Source organism: Mammaliicoccus sp. L-M44, from assembly GCF_022386355.1.
Classification (GTDB): Bacteria; Bacillota; Bacilli; order Staphylococcales; family Staphylococcaceae; genus Mammaliicoccus; species Mammaliicoccus sciuri_A.
In genome coordinates this window covers 12,312-31,631 of sequence record NZ_JAJNIU010000026.1, presented here as the reverse complement: position 1 = coordinate 31,631, position 19,320 = coordinate 12,312, and the positions used below count along the sequence as shown (strand labels likewise).

14 protein-coding genes, 1 tRNA gene, 1 rRNA gene and 1 other RNA gene are annotated in these 19,320 nt (G+C 35.7%); 1 reads left to right on the top strand and 16 read right to left on the bottom strand.

Annotated features, from left to right (window positions below; genetic code table 11):
* The 10 genes from LQ611_RS12190 to treP form a co-directional block, all read right to left on the bottom strand.
* A 16S ribosomal RNA gene (locus LQ611_RS12190) occupies nucleotides 1–64 on the bottom strand; the annotation flags it as partial.
* A 300-nt stretch (nucleotides 65–364) separates the two neighbouring features.
* Nucleotides 365–1,213: a patatin-like phospholipase family protein gene (locus LQ611_RS12185; protein ID WP_078104518.1), complete on the bottom strand. Its 849-nt coding sequence runs from the start codon at nucleotides 1,211–1,213 to the stop codon at nucleotides 365–367.
* 81 nt (nucleotides 1,214–1,294) lie between these two features.
* Nucleotides 1,295–1,891 (bottom strand): recombination mediator RecR, encoded by a 597-nt coding sequence (gene recR, locus LQ611_RS12180; RefSeq protein ID WP_025906091.1) that lies wholly within the window; start codon nucleotides 1,889–1,891, stop codon nucleotides 1,295–1,297.
* Between the two features lie 2 nt (nucleotides 1,892–1,893).
* Nucleotides 1,894–2,214 (bottom strand): YbaB/EbfC family nucleoid-associated protein, encoded by a 321-nt coding sequence (locus LQ611_RS12175; RefSeq protein ID WP_025906093.1) that lies wholly within the window; start codon nucleotides 2,212–2,214, stop codon nucleotides 1,894–1,896.
* 91 nt (nucleotides 2,215–2,305) lie between these two features.
* The gene (gene dnaX / locus LQ611_RS12170; RefSeq protein ID WP_239709599.1) at nucleotides 2,306–3,997 is read right to left on the bottom strand and encodes a DNA polymerase III subunit gamma/tau; all 1,692 of its coding nucleotides are present in this window, start codon (nucleotides 3,995–3,997) and stop codon (nucleotides 2,306–2,308) included.
* Between the two features lie 69 nt (nucleotides 3,998–4,066).
* Nucleotides 4,067–4,603 carry a GNAT family N-acetyltransferase gene (locus tag LQ611_RS12165; protein WP_025906097.1) on the bottom strand — a complete coding sequence of 179 codons (537 nt, stop codon included), beginning with the start codon at nucleotides 4,601–4,603 and terminating at the stop codon, nucleotides 4,067–4,069.
* 91 nt (nucleotides 4,604–4,694) lie between these two features.
* Nucleotides 4,695–4,963: signal recognition particle sRNA large type (ffs, locus tag LQ611_RS12160), an RNA gene on the bottom strand.
* Nucleotides 4,964–5,017: 54 nt separating this feature from the next.
* Nucleotides 5,018–5,746, bottom strand: a complete 729-nt coding sequence (gene treR, locus LQ611_RS12155; protein ID WP_025906098.1) for a trehalose operon repressor — start codon at nucleotides 5,744–5,746, stop codon at nucleotides 5,018–5,020.
* A gap of 28 nt (nucleotides 5,747–5,774) precedes the next feature.
* Nucleotides 5,775–7,418, bottom strand: a complete 1,644-nt coding sequence (gene treC / locus LQ611_RS12150; RefSeq protein ID WP_239709598.1) for an alpha,alpha-phosphotrehalase — start codon at nucleotides 7,416–7,418, stop codon at nucleotides 5,775–5,777.
* 27 nt (nucleotides 7,419–7,445) lie between these two features.
* Nucleotides 7,446–8,882, bottom strand: a complete 1,437-nt coding sequence (gene treP / locus LQ611_RS12145) for a PTS system trehalose-specific EIIBC component (protein WP_025906102.1) — start codon at nucleotides 8,880–8,882, stop codon at nucleotides 7,446–7,448.
* Nucleotides 8,883–9,001: 119 nt separating this feature from the next.
* Between treP and LQ611_RS12140 the strand changes: the two genes are divergently transcribed.
* Complete coding sequence (locus LQ611_RS12140; RefSeq protein ID WP_107565111.1) at nucleotides 9,002–9,748, top strand: serine hydrolase; 747 nt, start codon at nucleotides 9,002–9,004, stop codon at nucleotides 9,746–9,748.
* Here the strand turns inward: LQ611_RS12140 and LQ611_RS12135 are convergent.
* From LQ611_RS12135 to gltB, 6 genes are all read right to left on the bottom strand, one after another.
* Complete coding sequence (locus tag LQ611_RS12135) at nucleotides 9,737–10,645, bottom strand: C40 family peptidase (protein ID WP_239709597.1); 909 nt, start codon at nucleotides 10,643–10,645, stop codon at nucleotides 9,737–9,739. The two genes, LQ611_RS12140 and LQ611_RS12135, sit on opposite strands and share 12 nt — an antisense overlap.
* Nucleotides 10,642–11,742 (bottom strand): dipeptide epimerase, encoded by a 1,101-nt coding sequence (locus LQ611_RS12130; RefSeq protein WP_107565113.1) that lies wholly within the window; start codon nucleotides 11,740–11,742, stop codon nucleotides 10,642–10,644. Before LQ611_RS12130 ends, LQ611_RS12135 begins: the two co-directional genes overlap by 4 nt.
* A 12-nt stretch (nucleotides 11,743–11,754) precedes the next feature.
* Complete coding sequence (locus tag LQ611_RS12125) at nucleotides 11,755–12,678, bottom strand: S66 peptidase family protein (RefSeq protein WP_239709596.1); 924 nt, start codon at nucleotides 12,676–12,678, stop codon at nucleotides 11,755–11,757.
* A 471-nt stretch (nucleotides 12,679–13,149) separates the two neighbouring features.
* Nucleotides 13,150–13,242, bottom strand: a tRNA-Ser gene (locus tag LQ611_RS12120).
* A 60-nt stretch (nucleotides 13,243–13,302) separates the two neighbouring features.
* Nucleotides 13,303–14,760 carry a glutamate synthase subunit beta gene (locus LQ611_RS12115; protein ID WP_025906111.1) on the bottom strand — a complete coding sequence of 486 codons (1,458 nt, stop codon included), beginning with the start codon at nucleotides 14,758–14,760 and terminating at the stop codon, nucleotides 13,303–13,305.
* 15 nt (nucleotides 14,761–14,775) lie between these two features.
* Nucleotides 14,776–19,269, bottom strand: coding sequence for a glutamate synthase large subunit (gene gltB, locus LQ611_RS12110; RefSeq protein ID WP_239709595.1), 4,494 nt, complete (start codon nucleotides 19,267–19,269; stop codon nucleotides 14,776–14,778).
* Nucleotides 19,270–19,320 lie beyond the last annotated feature (51 nt).

The following is a 19,320-nucleotide window of genomic DNA, read 5'->3' as shown; positions in this document are numbered from 1 at the left end:
CGACTTGCATGTATTAGGCACGCCGCCAGCGTTCATCCTGAGCCAGGATCAAACTCTCCATAAAAGAAGTAAGCTTGATAAGCTCATTTTTAATTGGTTAAGCCAATCACTCTGAAGTACTTTTAGTACTCAATTATTGGAATTAACGTTGACATATTGTCATTCAGTTTTCAATGTTCATTTTGTCTCACAAGAAAATATTATACACACTTCTTAATTCGAAGTCAACAACTTTTTAAAATTAATTTTCAAAGTGTTTTGATGTTTTATTTATCTCTCGCTCACAAGATATAACTATACACGCTAAATACCCTTTACTCAAGCATAAAAATTACACCAAAACACTCAATACTCTCAAATAAGCTTAATTCTCAACATATTCTTTTAATTTATCGTATATTTTTTCAGCATCTTTATATCCTTGTTTGTATAAAGCATCTAATTTTCTAGGGTTTTTCTCGATTCTATCAACAGATAATGAATCAGAAGGTCTGATAACAAACAAATTACCTTTCTCTTCTTCCGCTTCTATCCATTCTAAAGTCTGATTATAATGTTTATATCTAATTGCCATTAAGTGATTTATTTTAGGATATGCTTTCAATCTGAATACTTTTGAAAATTTACTTTGTTTTTTGCGATAGCCTTTCGGTCTTGTCAAAATCAAAACATTTTTCTTATACCCTTCTTCAATTGCTTTATCAATTGGAATAGGATTGACGATACCACCATCTAATAAAGTATGACCTTTATATTGAACTGGGTTGGCCATCATTGGTAAAGAACTTGTTGCCTCTAGAGCAGTCAATAAAGAACCTTCTGTTTCTTTCTTATTGAAATAAACCGCTTCTCCTGTGTCACAATCTGTCGTTACAACAACAAACTCTTCCTCTGCTTGATCAAACTTTTCAAAGTCAAAAGGTTCCAAGTAAGTTGGTATATGATGATACACAAAGTCCATACCAAATATCTCTTTATTTTTTACATAATTTGATAGCGAAATATAGCGCTTATCTTTAATGTATTTAGTTGTGACACGATGATTGCGTCTAAATTGTCGAGATATATAACTTGCAGCCATAGATGCGCCGGCAGAAACGCCAATATTATATTTAAAATATAAATCTTTCTTAATGAAGAAATCTAGCACACCTGCTGTGTACATACTTCTCATTCCGCCACCTTCTAATATTAATGCTGTGTCTTTTATCATAGTTACACTTCTTTCTATATTATTAGTTGAATGAAAGCGAGGCTGAGACATTCTTCATTGTCCCAGCCTCAATTATAATTATTAAATTTCTGTTCTTCCAGTTATAGCTTTCGAAAGTGTTACTTCATCAGCGTATTCTAAATCTCCACCTACTGGTAGACCATGTGCTAGTCTAGTTGTCTTAATACCAATCGGTTTAACGAGTCTAGATATATACATTGCTGTTGATTCACCTTCTATATTAGGATTAGTCGCTAATATAATTTCTTCGATTTCATCATTCTTCAATCGTTCTAATAATGAAGGAATATTAATATCTTCAGGTCCAATACCTTCCATTGGAGATATCGCACCATGTAATACATGGTATAACCCTTTATATTCACGCATTTTTTCCATAGCTATGACATCTTTAGAATCTTGAACAACACACACAACTGAACGGTCTCTTTGTTTATCTTGGCATATATGACAAGGCGAAACATCCGTAATGTGTCCGCAAGTTTCACAATAAGTCAGTTCTCTCTTAACATCTACAAGAGATTTGGCAAAAAGTACAACGTCGTCTTCCTTCATATCTAATACGTGGAAAGCTAAACGTTGTGCAGTCTTCGGACCTATTCCCGGTAATTTCATAAAGCTATCGATGAGTTTAGATATTGGTTCTGGGTAGAACATCATTACATCATTCCAGGAATGTTTAGACCTTTTGTATGTTTACCTAAACGATCTGCTGTTACATCATCTGCTTTAGATAAAGCGTCATTTGTTGCTGCTAATACTAAATCTTGTAGCATTTCAATATCTTCAGGGTCTACTACATCTTCTTTAATGATAACGTCTAATACTTCTTTATGACCAGATACAACAACTGTAACCATTCCGCCACCAGCTGTTCCTTCAATTCTTTCTTCTTTTAGCTTTTCTTGTTCCTCAGCCATTTTCTTTTGCATTTTTTGCATTTGTTTCATCATTTGTTGCATATTTCCGCCACCGCGCATAATTTCGTCCTCCTAATTTCTAATTTATACATTTAAGGTTATTAATTTTTGTCATATTTATTATACATGCCTTTAGAGGCGATGTCATGTATTACTCATCCGTAACATGTACGGTATCTTCACCAAACAACTCTTGAGCTTTTTTTACAACATCTGCTTCTTCCGGCTTTTCTTCTTGCTCAACTTCACCTTGAGCCGTATTCGCTTTTTTAGATTGAATATACTGTTGACGAACTTGTAACCATTGTGAATTTGGTACGCCAACAACTTTTACATTCTTGTTTACGATCTCGCATACAATCGCTTCGATATGATTTCTTTTTTCATCATTCTTATTCACGATTTCACAATGAATATCCTCGTCAAATTTAACGAGCACATGATCTTCACTTGCTGCAACAGGTTCCGAGTTTAAGAGCAGACTGACTAGCGCTCTTTGTTCTTTCTCTTTAACCGATTCAATTACTGCTTGCCATTTTTCCTTAAGTAAATTCAAGTCATCACGGTTAGCATGGTTAAGCACACGTTCGATTTGTCGAATAGAGAAGACATGCTTAGATTGTTTACGAGAGATATTTTGTTTATTTTCAACTGGTTTAGCCTTTTGACTTACACCGTTTTGAGCTAGCTGCTGAATCGTCGCTTCAAGTTGTTGAATTTTATCCATCACTTCACTAGAGCCAGCGTTTTGGTTTGAACTGACAGATGCTGTTTGTCCACTATTATTCTGATCAATTAATTCTGTTAACTTAACGATTAGTATTTCTATATGAACATTTTGGTTAATTGCAAATCTCATTGAAACTAATGTGTCATTAATACAATCAATCATTTTGTACATTGTATTTAAGTCTACTTGATTCAGTGCGTGGTCGTCTTCAACTTGTTCAGTAGTCTTAGCGACAATTGAATCTCTTATGAAATAAATCATATCATTTACAAGTCTATTCACTTCTTTACCAGCAGATATAAATTCATGATACCTAGTAAAAGCTTGTTTAATATCTTTAGCCACCATGTCATTAAACAAAGCATTTAAAGCCGCTTTATCGACACTACCCGTTACATTCAAAGCATGTTCGAGTGATAAGTGCCCATCTCCAAAAGCGATTGCTTGGTCCATGATACTTAATGCATCTCGCATACCACCTTCTGAAACTTGAGCAATAAATGCCAAAGCTTCTTCTTCGTAGGTAATGTTCTGCTCATCTGCGACAAACGCGAGTCTACTTTCTATTTCACCAGAATGGATGGCTTTAAAATCAAATCTCTGACATCTAGATATAATAGTAGGTGGTATCTTGTGAGGTTCAGTAGTTGCGAGTATAAAAATAGCATGACTTGGTGGTTCTTCAAGTGTCTTTAAAAGTGCATTGAAAGCACCTGTTGTCAGCATATGCACTTCATCTATAATATAGACTTTAAATTTAGATTCACTTGGTGCATATTTTACTTTATCTCTAATATTACGTATTTCATCTACACCGTTATTACTGGCAGCATCAATTTCAATGACATCTGAATTTGTTCCTTGTGTAATGCCTTTACAAATCGCGCATTCATTACAAGGTTCCCCATTCGTATTCTCTGTACAGTTAATTGCTTTAGCGAAGATTTTAGCAATACTTGTCTTACCAGTTCCACGTGGGCCATTAAACAAGTAAGCATGTGATTGCTTTTCTTTTTGGATGGCGTTTCTTAATGTTTTTGTGACATGTTTTTGACCGACAACATCTGCAAATGATTGTGGTCTATACATTCGATACAAAGCCTGGTAGTTCAAAGTGGCACCTCCAAAATTTAATAAGATATTGGCTATATTATATCATGAATCAATAGGTACACCCTATTATTAATTATCAAAAGCTTCTGGGTAGTGAACAGTGCCTTTAATTTCTTTTGTTGGATGATCCCATAAATATTTAAACATGAAATTCTCATCTGGCACTTCAAATGGTGGGTATATATTAAACTCTGAAGCTGCATGATAACCTAATTTATGATAATAAGCTGCATGACCTAGTACGACTACACCGACATAGCCATTTTCATAAGCTCTATATTCTAAAGCTTCTATTAAAGCTTTCCCTATTCCTTTATTTTGATACTCTGGCAAAACCGAAACTGGCGCAAGCGCTAATACTGTATGCGCTTCTTCATCAGAACTAACGGTCACTTCTGACATCATGGCATGCCCCAGAACTTTGCCTGATTCTGTCTTCGCTACAACTTCAAGTTCTGCATTATAATTCATTGATTTTCGTATTTTACCGATTAATTCGTGTTCTGTTCCATCAGAATAACGTTCATTTTCGAATGCTGCTTTAACGACTTCTTTAGCTAATTCATATTCCGATTCTATAATCGTTCCAATTAGTAATTGCGTCATGTATAAAATATCCCCCTGATATTAGAAAAAGGGTGACCGCGGTCACCCTTTTGAATTTATATATAATTTGATAAGTTTATAAAATTTAAAACCGTGCACCTTTGCTTTGAACAAACATCACAAGCGTTACCTCAGTCGTTAGCTAAACTTCGGCTACCCTACGGCACATACAATGATCCACTTAATGCTGCTTCCTTCCGGACCTGACATGATTCATGGGTTTGTATTGCATAGGACCGACGTCTTCAGACACCACGTGCTGAGGGCAGACCTCACAATAATATGTCCGCGGCAAAGGAATTCAGTCTTGCATAAGCGGATTTCAAGTACAGGGAACCGCTACCTCCCCACTTAGCACGGCAATATATATACTACAACAAAATGTTACGATTTGGCAAGAAAAAACTACTTCAATCAAAGTGTTTTATGAATCACTCTGCGAGAAAAATCTACAAACTTGAATTCCGTCGCGATGTGTCTTGAAATATTATATTGAAATTTTTCTGCATTATTAAGATACACAGTACCTCTAACTGTTGCTGTATAAGGCGGATTCAACTTCCCAAAGTATAATATTTCATTCTCCGTCATCTCTTCAAATGTAATAGACTTGTTCGAGTAACTGATTTCTACATTCATTTCTTGTTCAATAAATTTATAGATGGATTCAGCCGCGAGTTCTTTGGTGAGTTGAGGAATAACCTGACATATAAAGTAATCCTCATCCATAATATGCACAGCGTCATCTTTCGTTCTCGTTCTAATGACATGCCACAGCTTATCTTGGTCTCTTAATTCAAGGGCATGTTGAACGACAGGAACATCTTTAGCATCTATAACCTCAAGTAATTCAACTTTAGTTTCATAATCAAGTCCTAAACGTTTATTAATTTCTTGAAAACTCACCATTTCCGATATTGGAAATTGAATAACATCTTCATAAATAACGACAGACCCTTTGCCTCTTAACTTTTGAATATAACCTTTTTCTTGCAATAAATTTAAAGCTTTCCTTACAGTCTCTCTAGAAGTTGAATATATCTTTGTTAATTCATTTTCTGAAGGTAGTTGCTGTAAATGAGCATATTCACCATTTAAAATTTTTTCACAAATAGATTGGTAGATTTTCATATACTTGTTCATGCGTTCACCTCTATACCTTCAACATCAATTAGTCACCACTTACTTTTACGACGAAAGCATCGAATGGTTGCAAAGCATTACCATTTAAATCATTATTTGCAATCATGATTTCACCCTCTAAATCGATATCTTCTGGGATATCAACGATTTGATCAGAGTAGTTTGCAACAACTAACCAAGTTTCATTATTTAAATGTCTCTTGTAAACGAACAACTCTGGATGCTCCATATGAAGTGGTTCAACTTCTCCATACGTTATCACATCGTGTTCATGACGTAATTGTATTAACTTTTGATAAGTATAGAAAATAGAATCTTTATCTTCCAATGCCGCTTCAACATTAATATGCTTATAATTTTCCGGGATACCAATCCATGGTTCTCCAGTTGTAAAGCCTGCCTCAGCATGCGCATTCCATTGAATAGGCGTTCTAGAATTATCTCTAGATTTCTGACCTATTACTTTCATAATCATTTGTTCATCCATACCGCGTTCTTTTAATAATTTGTATGCATTAAGCGATTCGACATCTTTATATTGATCAATATCCGTGAAACCTGGATCTGTCATGCCAATTTCTTCACCTTGATAAATATACGGCGTACCTTGAAGCATGTGTAATGATATCGCAAGCATCTTAGCAGATTTAACTCTTTCCGCTTCTGTATCGTCTTTACCGAATCTCGTTACGACTCTAGGTTGATCATGGTTACACCAGAAAATAGCATTCCATCCGTTACCTTTTGCGATATTCACTTGCCAATCCATTAAGATACGTTTCAGTTCAAGAAAATCAAATTTCATATCTGACCACTTTTCACCATCTTTGTAATCTACTTTTAAATGATGAAAATTAAACACACTACTTAACTCATTACGTTCTGGATTTGTATATTTAATACAATTATCAATCGTTGTTGATGACATTTCTCCAACCGTCATAATGTCTTTATTGCCAAATGTTTGTTTATTCAGTTCTTGTAAATACTCATGGACTTTTGGTCCATCTGTATAAAATTCTTTACCGATTGCTGTTGAATTTTCGAAAGCACCTTTGGAAATTAAGTTAATGACATCAAATCTGAAACCATCTACGCCAAAATCAATCCAATAATTAATCATTTCATATATTTCAGCCTTTAAATTGTCATTCTCCCAATTTAAATCAGCTTGAGAAATATCAAATAATCTTAAATAATAACTTTCGGTTTGTTCATCATAAGTCCAAGCATTACCACCAAACTTAGACTCCCAGTTAGTTGGGGGCTCTTCTTTAGTGCCTTCTTTCCAAATATAATAATCACGATACGGATTATCTTTAGACTTGCGAGATTCTACAAACCAGTTATGAGATGTCGAAGTGTGATTGATCACAATATCGAGCATCACTTTAATACCTAAACTGTGCGCTTCATCTAGTAATGTTTTGACATCTTCCTTTGTACCAAAATCAGGATTAATTTGATAATAATCACTAATATCGTATCCATTATCGTTCATTGGTGATTGATAAATTGGTGTTAACCAAATGTAATCTACACCTAACGTTTGTAAATAAGGTAATTTTTCTATAATACCTGGTATGTCACCTTGTCCATTTCCAGTCGTATCATTGAATGACTTTGGATAAATTTGATAAACAACGGACTTCTTCCAATCTGAAACTGCCATATAGGTATACTCCTTTATTTATATATATTATTCTTGAACCATTTCTTTAGCTTTTTCATTAGCAAAGTTTGAAAGCACAATCGTTAGTATAGCTGGTAATACTACCGCAATCAATGTCGCAATACCGAACACACCCCAATATTCTCTTTGAATAGAGATAATTGCAGGTACACCGCCTACACCTACGCTACCTAACACTTTATTAGCACCAATAAACGCACCTAGTAAACTAGACGAAATAATTGCTGCAAAGAACGGATATTTCAATGGTAAGTTGACACCGAACATTGCTGGCTCAGTTACACCTAAGAATGCTGAAATACCAGATGTAGCCGCTAAACCTTGTTCTTTAACCATTTTACGTTGTTTGTATACTACCCAAGCGCCGAACGCTGCTGAACCTTGACAAATATTAGATATTGCCACAATTGGCCATAAATACGTGCCGCCTAAAGGACTTCCCATGAGTTGGAAATCTACCGCTAAGAACATATGGTGTAATCCTGTAATAACAAGAGGTGCATAGAATAATCCATACACTGCGCCACCTAACCAGCCAGCAGTTTCGAAAATCGCTTTAATACCATTTGTAATTAACGTACCTAACTCTAACGCCAATGGACCAATAACGATAAATGCTAAAAATCCAGTAATTAATAACGCTACAGGACCTACTACAAGCATTTTAATAGAATCATGTACACGTTTAGCTAAGAATTTCTCAATAATAGATAATATCCATGTTGCGAATAATATCGGTAATACTTGACCTTGATAGTTTAATTGCTTAATTTCTAAACCAAATATGTGCCATACAGGAATTTCACTCGATTTACCGCCACCTAAATCATACTGAGAAGCAAGTTGCGGATGTAACAAGATTAGACCTAATACTAAACCTAGAATTGGGCTACCACCAAATACACGCATAGCTGACCAACCAATTAAAGCTGGCAAGAAGATAAATGCGGTACTTGCGATAACGTTAATGATGTTTGCAAAGTCTGCAAGCCATGCATATTGTTCAACAAGTGGCTTAGCGCCAAATAAATTTTCTGCTGTTAATACATTGTTTAAACCTAATAGTAAACCTGCTGTTACGATTGCAGGTAAGATTGGAATGAATACATCACCCAACAATTTAATTAAACGTTGAAATGGATTCATCTTCTGCTCAGAAGCTTTCTTCACGTCATCTTTCGAACTTTCTTCAACACCTGTTTCTTGTTGGAAAATTTCATAAGCCTCATCAACAGTTCCCGGTCCAATTACAATTTGAAATTGGTTGTTTGCTGAGAAGGACCCCTTCACTAAATCTATTTGATCTAATGCATCTTTATTAACTTTACTTTCATCATTTAATACAAGTCTTAACCGTGTCACACAGTGGGTTGCAGCATTTACATTGTCTTGCCCACCAATAGCATCAATAATCTGCTTTACATCTTCTCTATTCACAGCCATTAAACTCACTCCCCTAACTTTATTTAGTTGAATTATAACTTGTATATACAAGTATGTAAAGGCTTACAATTAATATTATATAAATAATGTAGTATGATTGTGTAAAGGAGGTTTTTCATATGTTTTTTTTAACACATGAATATATCGATCATGACAACGTTGCACTCGATTTTGCAAAAGGAGATTCTATCATTTTCACAAACCATCACCACGAAAAAATATTTGAATCAGCAAGTTTAATTAAATTGCCTATTATGATTTATATTTATGAAAGCACGACTCAAGAAGATAGAAAAGCACTCGTTCAAATCAATCATAAAGTTGGCGGCAGTGGCGTTCTAAAAAATATGACTATCGATCAACTGAGCGTTCAAGATTTAATCTACTTAATGATCGTTGTTTCGGACAATACGGCAACGAATACATTAATCGATCATTTCGGACTTCAACACATTAACTTATTTATTCAGGAAACATTGCAATGTGAACAAACGCAGTTAAATCGTTATATGATGGATGCAGTAGCTATAAGTGAAGGTAAACAGAATACAACGAATTCTCAAGATATGATTCGTATACTACGCTTTATTGCAGAACATAAACATCATCAAGACATGATGAACATCATGAATGACCAACATTTAAACGATAAAGTTTCAATCTATCGATCTTTTTACGAAGATACGCTTAATTTTTACACTAAGACAGGTGAGTACGACAACGTTGTCAATGATGTAGGTATTATCCAACATGAAGGCGAGCTATATTATTATTGTTTCTTATCCAACACAAATAAACCCAAAAAGGCGATCGATTTCTCTCACCAATTTGGGTCATATATTATTCAATCTATACTAGATATTTGATAATCGGGCAGCTTTAGCTAATATCTTTTGATAATAACTACCTGATAACTTAATGATTTCGATACTTTTCGGTGTATGCGGCGCATGAATCATCATGTCTTCTCCCATGTATATGCCAACATGTGATAAAAAGCCTTTATCTTCTGGTTTACTGAAGAACAGTAAATCACCTGGCAAAAAGTCATGTGATGCTATCGAAATATCCGTCATTGCTTCATATTGTTCATCAGCATCTCTGGGGATGTGGAAGTTTTGACTTTTGTACATTTGGAAACATAATCCTGAACAATCATAGCCATAACTAGACATCCCTCCCCATAAATAAGGTAAGTCTAAAAAGCGCTTCGCATTTTCAATGACACCTGCCATCGTGCCAATTTCAAATGCACCAGATTCATCACTGAATTCTACATCATTCGCACTAATGAGCCCTTTGCCTTCAAGTGTATCAACTTCAATAAAAGGCTCATCTTTCTTAATAATAGGTAAAATCGTATTAAATGACAGAATTTGTTTCGTAGTAAAATCTAAATTAAACAATGTCGTCTTAGGTACATTAACACGAAGGCGCGGATGTGTATCGTACGCCTTCATCTCACCTAATTGACTCGTCGGAATAAATCCTGGATATCCCTTTGGATTCTGTTTAGACGGTTGCTCTAAACAGATAACGTAACTCCAGCCATCTTGTTCTTCTACGACTTCTACTTTTTCGCCATAAAGAATTTGCGTATCTATTCTACTATCTTCCGTAAAAGATAATTTCTGTTCTAAATTAAGTTCAAGTAACCAACGTTGAATATCTGCTGGGTACATGATACCGTCTCTATCAATTTCTCTAGCTTTATCAAAGCTTCTCCATATTGTTCCGACATTTACTCTGCAATATTTAATCATGAGCTCACCTTCTTATATAAAGATTCACGATCTATTCCTAACCCTGTACCTTCTGAAACGGTTACTTTAGCACCTTCATAAGTAATACCACCTTCAACTTGTCGCTCAACTACCATTAAAGGCGCATCAAAATCAACACGATTCACTTGTTCTGCTGCCAAACTAAAATGTAAAGCCGCCGTAACGGACACATGTGTTTCCATCATACATCCAACCATGCAAGGTATCGCTTCACCTTTAGCAATATCATGTATTTTTAAAGCTTGATGAATACCACCAGTCTTCATCAGTTTAATATTCCATATATTTGTCGCACCAACTTCTACAAGTCTCTCTGCATCATGTATACTAAACAATCCTTCATCTACCATTAAAGGTATTTTGAATTCTTGAGATAGCGCACCTAGTACCTTATACTCATATCTCCCTACAGGTTGTTCAATACTCTCAATATTCAAATCTGCTTCATCAAAATGTTTCAATGCATGACGCGCACCTTTTTCATCCCATGCTTGGTTTGCATCCGCACTTAAAATAACCTCACTTGGTAAAGAAGATCGTAATGCTTGTAATCTATTTAAATCTGTTGAGACATCATCTTTACCCACTTTTATCTTCAAATGGTTAAAGCCATCTTCTACATATCGCAAACCATCTTCTACCATTTCGTCAGCATCATTTAAACTCACGGTATAACACGTTTCTAACGATTTATTTCCCGGGTTATGATTGATATATTGATATAAAGGCAATTCTGCTTCTTGTGCTAATAAGTCATAAAGTGCGATATCTATTGCAGCTTTAGCACTTGTATTACCTACTATGACTTGATGAATTTCATCTAGTAAGTCTTTGGTTAATGGTCGGTTAATTAATAATGGCTTAAAGACCTCTTCAATCGCAGCTTCTATACCACCTTTTGTATCACCGGTAATAACATATGTAGGTACTGCTTCACCAACACCTATAACATCTTCATAATTCGTTTCAATAAATACATATATACTTTCAATAACCTCTACTGTTCTCAGTGCTGTTTTAAAAGGTTTCTTCAAAGGTGTTTCATATCTATAGTATTTTATATCTGTTATAAACATATAACTTCCCCTTTATTCTATAATTACACCTGACGCTATATTTAACACTTTCTTGTCCACATCTAATGTAGCTTCTGTTCCAAACGGTATCGCAAAATGTGGTGTGCAATGCCCGATATCCAAATCATATGCTGCCGGTTTATTTAATGGCGTTATAAAATCATCTAACACTTCTTTCATCGTTAAAGATTTTTTTGGGTTTTTAGGCTCGCTATCTGTGAATGGCCCGAAAATAAATCCAGAAGCATCATCTAACTTGCCAGCAGATTTGAGTTGTTGTAAAAACCCATCTACCTTATAAGGCACTTCCCCAATATCTTCTATAAATAAAATTTTGCCCTTAGTGTCGATTTCATATGGTGTTCCTAAACTTGAAACAAGTAAAGATAAACAACCACCAACAATTTCTCCTTCAACGCGACCACCAACCAACGATTTAAACGTTAATTGATCTGTAGGATAAGACACAGCTTCACCATTAAATAACTGCTCAAAGCTCCCAATAGAAATCTCATTATATGTATCGCCTATATCAGATGCGATCATAGGACCTTGAAACGTTACCAATCCCGTTTGTTGTCTAATAGCATTATGTAAGCATGTTATATCACTGTATCCCCATATAATTTTAGGATGTGCTTTTACAAGATTATAATCAATACGTTCTACAATTCTAGGTGTACCATAACCACCGCAAGCACATATAATACCTTTCACTTCATCATCTTCTAACATGTCATGCAAACTATCTAATCGTTCATCATCCGTTCCCGCTAAATGACCATGAACGCGGTCTATATTTTTCGCTAGTTTAAACCGAATACCATATCTTTCTTCTAAAAGTTTCAACCCATTCTTTAAATGCTTTTGGTTTGGCGGACTCGCTAATGCTACAACACCCACCACATCTCCTCTATTTAATCCCTTTGCTTTCATTAAGACACGACCTTTTATCAGAATATTCTTATATTATAGCAAAGTTGTTATCCTTTTGTGAAAACAAAAGAAATTGTCATAAACGCATGACGATATGAGGTTGGACATATGCGCGAGTTAGGTTGGAGCCCGGTCCGAGTAACTTCCATTATTTCGAATTCTGGTAATTAGAGTTCGCTAACTTCCATTTTTCTGAATTCTGGTAATTAGATGGGCACTCCTTAGAGACACTTCTCAGAATTCTGTCCCTAACAGCACCCCTTACGGACATTTCTCGGAATTCTGTCCCTAACAAAAACCCTTATATCGATATCCTCTATATTTCCACCTGCAATATTCCACCCTACAACTCAATCTCCACTCCGGGCACAATTCCACATTCAAACACAATATTTTTTCACAACAAAAAACACTGCCCACAAAAGTGGACAGTGTTCTTTATATATATAGTCTTGGATATTTTAAAAATAATGGCGGAGGAAGAGGGATTCGAACCCCCGCGAGCCGTTAAGCCCCTGTCGGTTTTCAAGACCGATCCCTTCAGCCGGACTTGGGTATTCCTCCAAATAAGACATTATTTATCTTATAACATGCCATTACTGATGTCAACAAAAATCACAAAATTTAAATTGTAATTTTTTTCTTTAAGGATTCATCTACAGCTTTTGCAACTGCACGACCTTCTTTTATTGCCCAAACGACTAAACTTTGACCTTTTCTTGCATCTCCAGCTACAAATACTTTATCTTGATTTGTTCTGAAGTCTTTTTCATTTGCTACGATTTTATTTCGTTCTGTCTTTAAGTTGAATGAATGTGGTACTAAATGTTCTGTACCTTCAAAACCGATTGATAATAGGACTAAATCTGCTGGCCAATGACGTTCTGTACCTTCGACAATTACCATTCCATCTTCAGTTTCTTCTAACACTTGTGTATATAGACCGCGAATATTACCATTTTCATCAACATCGTAACGCATTGTTTGAATACCATATGCTCTTGGTTCGAATCCGAATTTTTCACGATATTCTTTATGCGCATAGTCTAACTTGAAAATTGGCATTGGTAATGGCCATGCTGTATTTTGTTCCATTTTATCTGTTAGTCTTACATATTTATTAAATTGAACGACTGATTTACAGTCATCTCTTAATGCTGTTGCTACGCAGTCAGCACCTGTATCACCCGCACCGATTACAATCACATTTTTACCTTTTGCTGTTATAGTTGGTTCGTCAATTTCTCCCATTTGTAATTGTGTTTGCTCTGTTAAATATTCCATCGCAAAATGTATACCGAAGCTCATACGTCCTTCTAATGGTAGGTCTCGTCCTTTTTGTGAGCCTGTACAAACAATAATTGCATCATACTGTTCATCTAGTTCCTCTTTCGTGATGTCTTTCCCCACATTAACATCTGTTTTAAAGACGATACCCGCTTCTTCCATTAATTTCACACGGCGTTCGATAACTTCTTTATCTAATTTCATACTTGGTATGCCATACATAAGCAAACCACCTGGACGATGGTTACGCTCATATACAGTCACATTATAACCAAGTAAATTTAATTCTTCTGCAGCTGTTAAGCCTGCTGGACCACTACCGATAATGGCCACTTTTTCTTCTAAGCGATGCTCAGGAAACTTAGGTTTCACAAGTCCCATATCATACGCTTCATCTATTATTGTACGTTCTATCCCTTTGATAGCGACTGAATCATTATTAATCGCTAAGACACATGAAGATTCACATGGTGCAGGACATACACGACCTGTAAATTCAGGAAAGTTATTTGTTTCTGATAACCTTGCATATGCTTCTTCATAATCTTTGCGATACACTAAGTCGTTCCACTCTGGTATATAGTTACCTATTGGACAACCTATTGTATCTCTACCGAATGATGAGCCTGTTTGACAAAATGGTGTTCCACAATCCATACAACGCGCACCTTGTGTAGCTGCGTCTTCTTTAGTAAAACGTTGTTGGAATGCGTCATATCCTTTAATTCTATCTTTTAACGGCAACTCATCAAGTTGTTGCTTAGGATACTTCATAAAACCTTTAAATTCACCCATAATATGCCCTCCTTCTTAATATACCGAAGCCAGTTCTTCTTCATCACCAATAGATTTTCGATCATCAAAGAATGCATTTAACAGTGCATCTTCTTCGTTTTCTAATTTGTGTAGTGAAATCTTCTGCATCATAAGTTTGTAGTCTTTCGGAATCACTTTAATCACTTTGTCTACAATTGTGTCAAATGATGCTAGCACTGATTGTGCTTTTTTACTATTTGTATATCGAACATGTTCTTCTAACATATGTCTTAAATTCGCAATTTCATCTGGATCTTTTAATGTTTCAAACTCTAAAGTGTCAAGTTCATTATCTTTTTTGAATGCTTCAACATCTGTTGGCAATGCGTAACATACACCACCACTCATACCTTGACCGAAGTTACGTCCTACATCACCTAAGATGACGACACGTCCACCAGTCATGTATTCTAATCCGTGGTCGCCGACACCTTCAACAACGACGTTAACGCCACTATTTCTTACACAGAAACGTTCACCAGCTCTACCGTTAATATAAGATGTTCCGCTTGTCGCACCGTAGAAACAAACGTTACCGACGATGATATTGTCTTCTCTATCTTCGTTAGGTGCATTTAAGATCAATTTACCTCCGGATAAGCCTTTACCAAAGTAATCGTTAGCATCACCAGTATGATGTAACGTCATACCTTTAGGCGTGAATGCACCATAACTTTGTCCAGCATGTTTAAATGTCTTAACACTTATTGTATCTTCTGGTAAACCAGGTTCACCGTGCACTTCTGTAATATAACTACCTGTAATAACACCAACATCTCTTTCAGTATTTCGAACGTTATAACTACCAACAAATTTCTCACCATGATCGATTGATGCTTTTGCATCTTCATATAATTTTGTTAAGTCGAAGCCGACATCAAGGTGATGATTTTGATTCATAGAGCGGTATCTTTCACCTTCATTTACAAATAAAAGTGCCTCTAAATCAAGTTCTCTCGCTTTAGGATGAGAGTAATATCTATTTGATACTGATAACAAGTCCGTTCTACCTACAAGTTCGTCCATTGTTTTTAAGCCTAATGAAGCTAGAATTTCTCTTATTTCCTCGGCAATAAAATACATGAAGTTTACGATGTGATCTGCTTTACCTGTATATAATTTTCTTAAGTCACCATTTTGAGTCGCAATACCAACTGGACATGTATCTTTATGACATACTCTCATCATAATACAGCCAAGCACGACTAATGGTGCTGTCGCAAATGCAAACTCTTCTGCACCTAACGCACAAGCGAGTGCAACATCACGACCAGTCATTAATTTACCGTCAGTTTCTAACGTTACACGTGAACGAAGACCGTTTAACATAAGTGTCTGATGTGTTTCAGATAAACCAATCTCCCAAGGTAACCCAGCATGTTGAATACTCGTCTTAGGTGATGCACCTGTACCACCATCATATCCACTGATGACAATTTTATCGGCAAAAGCTTTTGCAACACCTGCTGCAATTGTACCTACGCCAGATTTAGAAACGAGCTTAACACTAATGTCTGCTTTTCTATTTGCATTCTTTAAGTCGTGAATCAGTTGTGCTAAGTCCTCAATAGAATATATATCATGGTGAGGTGGTGGTGAAATTAATCCTACACCTGGTGTTGAACCACGCACTTCAGCTACCCACGGATAAACTTTTGTACCAGGTAATTGTCCACCTTCACCAGGTTTAGCACCTTGTGCGACTTTAATTTGAATTTCTTTAGCATGTTGTAAGTAATCGCTCGTTACACCAAATCTACCTGATGCCACTTGCTTAATAGCACTCATATAATTTGTGCCATCCGGTTTAATAATAAAGCGTTCTGGATTTTCTCCACCTTCACCGCTATTACTACGTCCACCAATTCTATTCATCGCTTCTGCTAAGGTTTGATGCGCTTCTTGAGAAATAGAACCGAAACTCATTGCACCTGTCTTAAAGCGTTTCACAATTTGGTCAGCAGATTCTACATCTTTTAAATCAATAGTGCGATCTGATTTAAAATCAAGTAAGTTTCTTAAGTGACTCATACGTTCACTATCTGCAGCTTCAGAATACTCTTTAAACATTTCAAAATTATTATCTCTACATGCATGCTGTAATAAATGAATTGTTTTAGGGTTGAATGCATGATATTCACCTTGTTGACGCCATTGGAAAGTACTACCTGAATTTAAATATTTAATCTGTTCAGATTGTCTCGCTTTATTCTCTTTATCAATCGTATCAATTGATATACCAGAAAGTTTAGACGGTGTACCTGTAAAGTATTGATCGATAACATCTTTACCTAACCCAATTGCTTCAAATATTTGTGCACCTTGATAACTTTGAACAGTTGAAATACCCATTTTAGCCATTACTTTAATCACACCAGCTGATAACGTTTGACTAAACGTATCAATATTCTGTTCAACTGTACCTTCAAGACGTCCCGCAGCAGTTAAGTCTTCAATCGTATAATGTGCTAAGTACGGCACAACAGCATTGGCACCATATCCTATTAATGTAGCTAAATGATGTACTTCACGACACTCACCAGAATACGCCACAATACTTGTATCTAAACGTTGACCCGTTCTAATCAAATGTTGATGAATGTGACTAACCGCTAATAATATCGGCATTGCAAACGCCGCTTCTAAATCTTCAACAGACTCATCTTCTAAGACAATAATCTCAGCACCATTTTTAACGGCTTTTGAAACTGTTTGCCCTAAGTCATCTAGAGCTTCTTTAAGTGAACCTGTGTAAGTCGTCGGAATCACCGCAACATTAAATTCACTATCTTGAATTTGTTCAAGTTGCGCTTTCGATAATACCGGGTGATTTAATTGAATTCTTCTCGTGTTATCTTGATGCGGTTGTAGCAAGTTACCTTCTTTACCTAAGTAAACCAATTCACTTGTAACAATTTTCTCTCTATATGAGTCAATTGGTGGGTTTGTTACTTGAGCAAAATGTTGTTTAAAGTAATTAAACAACGATTCTGGTCTCGTACTTAACACGGCAACTGGCGTATCAAAGCCCATCGCACCAATTGGATCTTTCTTCTCACTCACGAGTTCTGACATATATTTATTGATTTCTTCTTTTGTATATCCGAAACGACGTTGTAATTGGAATAATTTCTCTTCTTCAACATGTGAAGGTGTCGCCACTGTATCATTTACGTTTAACGCTTTATGGCTTACCCACTCATCATATGGATATTCACTTGCGATACGTTGTTTTAATTCATCATTTTCTATAACTTTATTCTCTTTAAAATCCACTAATAAAAGTTTACCTGGGTTGAGTTGCCCTTTATAAACAACATGTTCTTCTTCAACGTCAATAACGCCTACTTCTGAAGAAAATATAATTTCATTTGAATCTGTAATTGTGTAACGACCAGGTCTTAAACCATTACGGTCTGTTAATGCACCAAGTTTATCTCCATCACAGAAACTAATCATTGTCGGACCGTCCCAAGGTTCCATTAAATAACTGTAATATTCATAGAATGCTCTAATTTTAGGATCTTGTGTTTCGTTATATAACCACGGTTCAGGTATCAATAACATTGCTGCTTGTTCTGGAGGAATGCTTAAACTTAAGAACTCTAGTGCATTATCAACGATTGATGAGTCACTTCCTGATTCATCTAACACTGTTCCAATCTTATCTTTCACATCACCAAAGATTGTTTCAATTAATCTGTCTTGTCTTGCACGCATCCAGTTAACATTACCTTTAATCGTGTTAATTTCACCATTATGCATTAATAATCTATTCGGATGCGCTCTTTTCCAACTTGGAAATGTATTCGTACTAAATCTCGAATGTACAGAACCAAATTTAGAAACATAATCTTCATCTAACAAATCAATATATAAACCTTTAATTTGGTCTGAACGCAACCAACCTTTATATACGATTGTTCTTCTAGATAAACTTGCAAAGTATAAATCTAAATCTTGTTCATCGCCATATCTTTCAATTTGTTTACGCGCAATGAATAACGAACGATCAAAGTGTTCACTTGAATGATTTTCAACAAACACTTGTTGAATACAAGGCATTGTCGCTTCAACATGTTCTGCCAATACTGATGTATCTAATGGAACATCTCTGTATCCAATAACTTTTAATCCTTCTTCTTCAAAGTACGCATTAAACCTCTTTTCATGTTCACTGCCAGCTATTTTTTCATCAGTGAAAAACATACCTACTGCGTAATGTTCTTCTTCAGGTAAATTTAATTTTAATTTTTGTTTAAAATAGAGGTGAGGGACTTCTGTCATAATACCAGCGCCATCACCAGTAATTCCGTCAGCTCCAACTCCACCTCTATGGTCTAACCTACAAAGCATTTCAATTGATTTTAGTACAATTTCATGTGACCTTTTGTTGTCCATATTGGCGTAAAAGCCAATCCCGCAAGCATCATGCTCGTCCATCGAATCATATAGGCCAAGTTGTCTTCTATCTTTCTTAAATGACATACGACATCACCTCAACAATAAATTTCAGAATCTTCAATAATTGATAGTCTA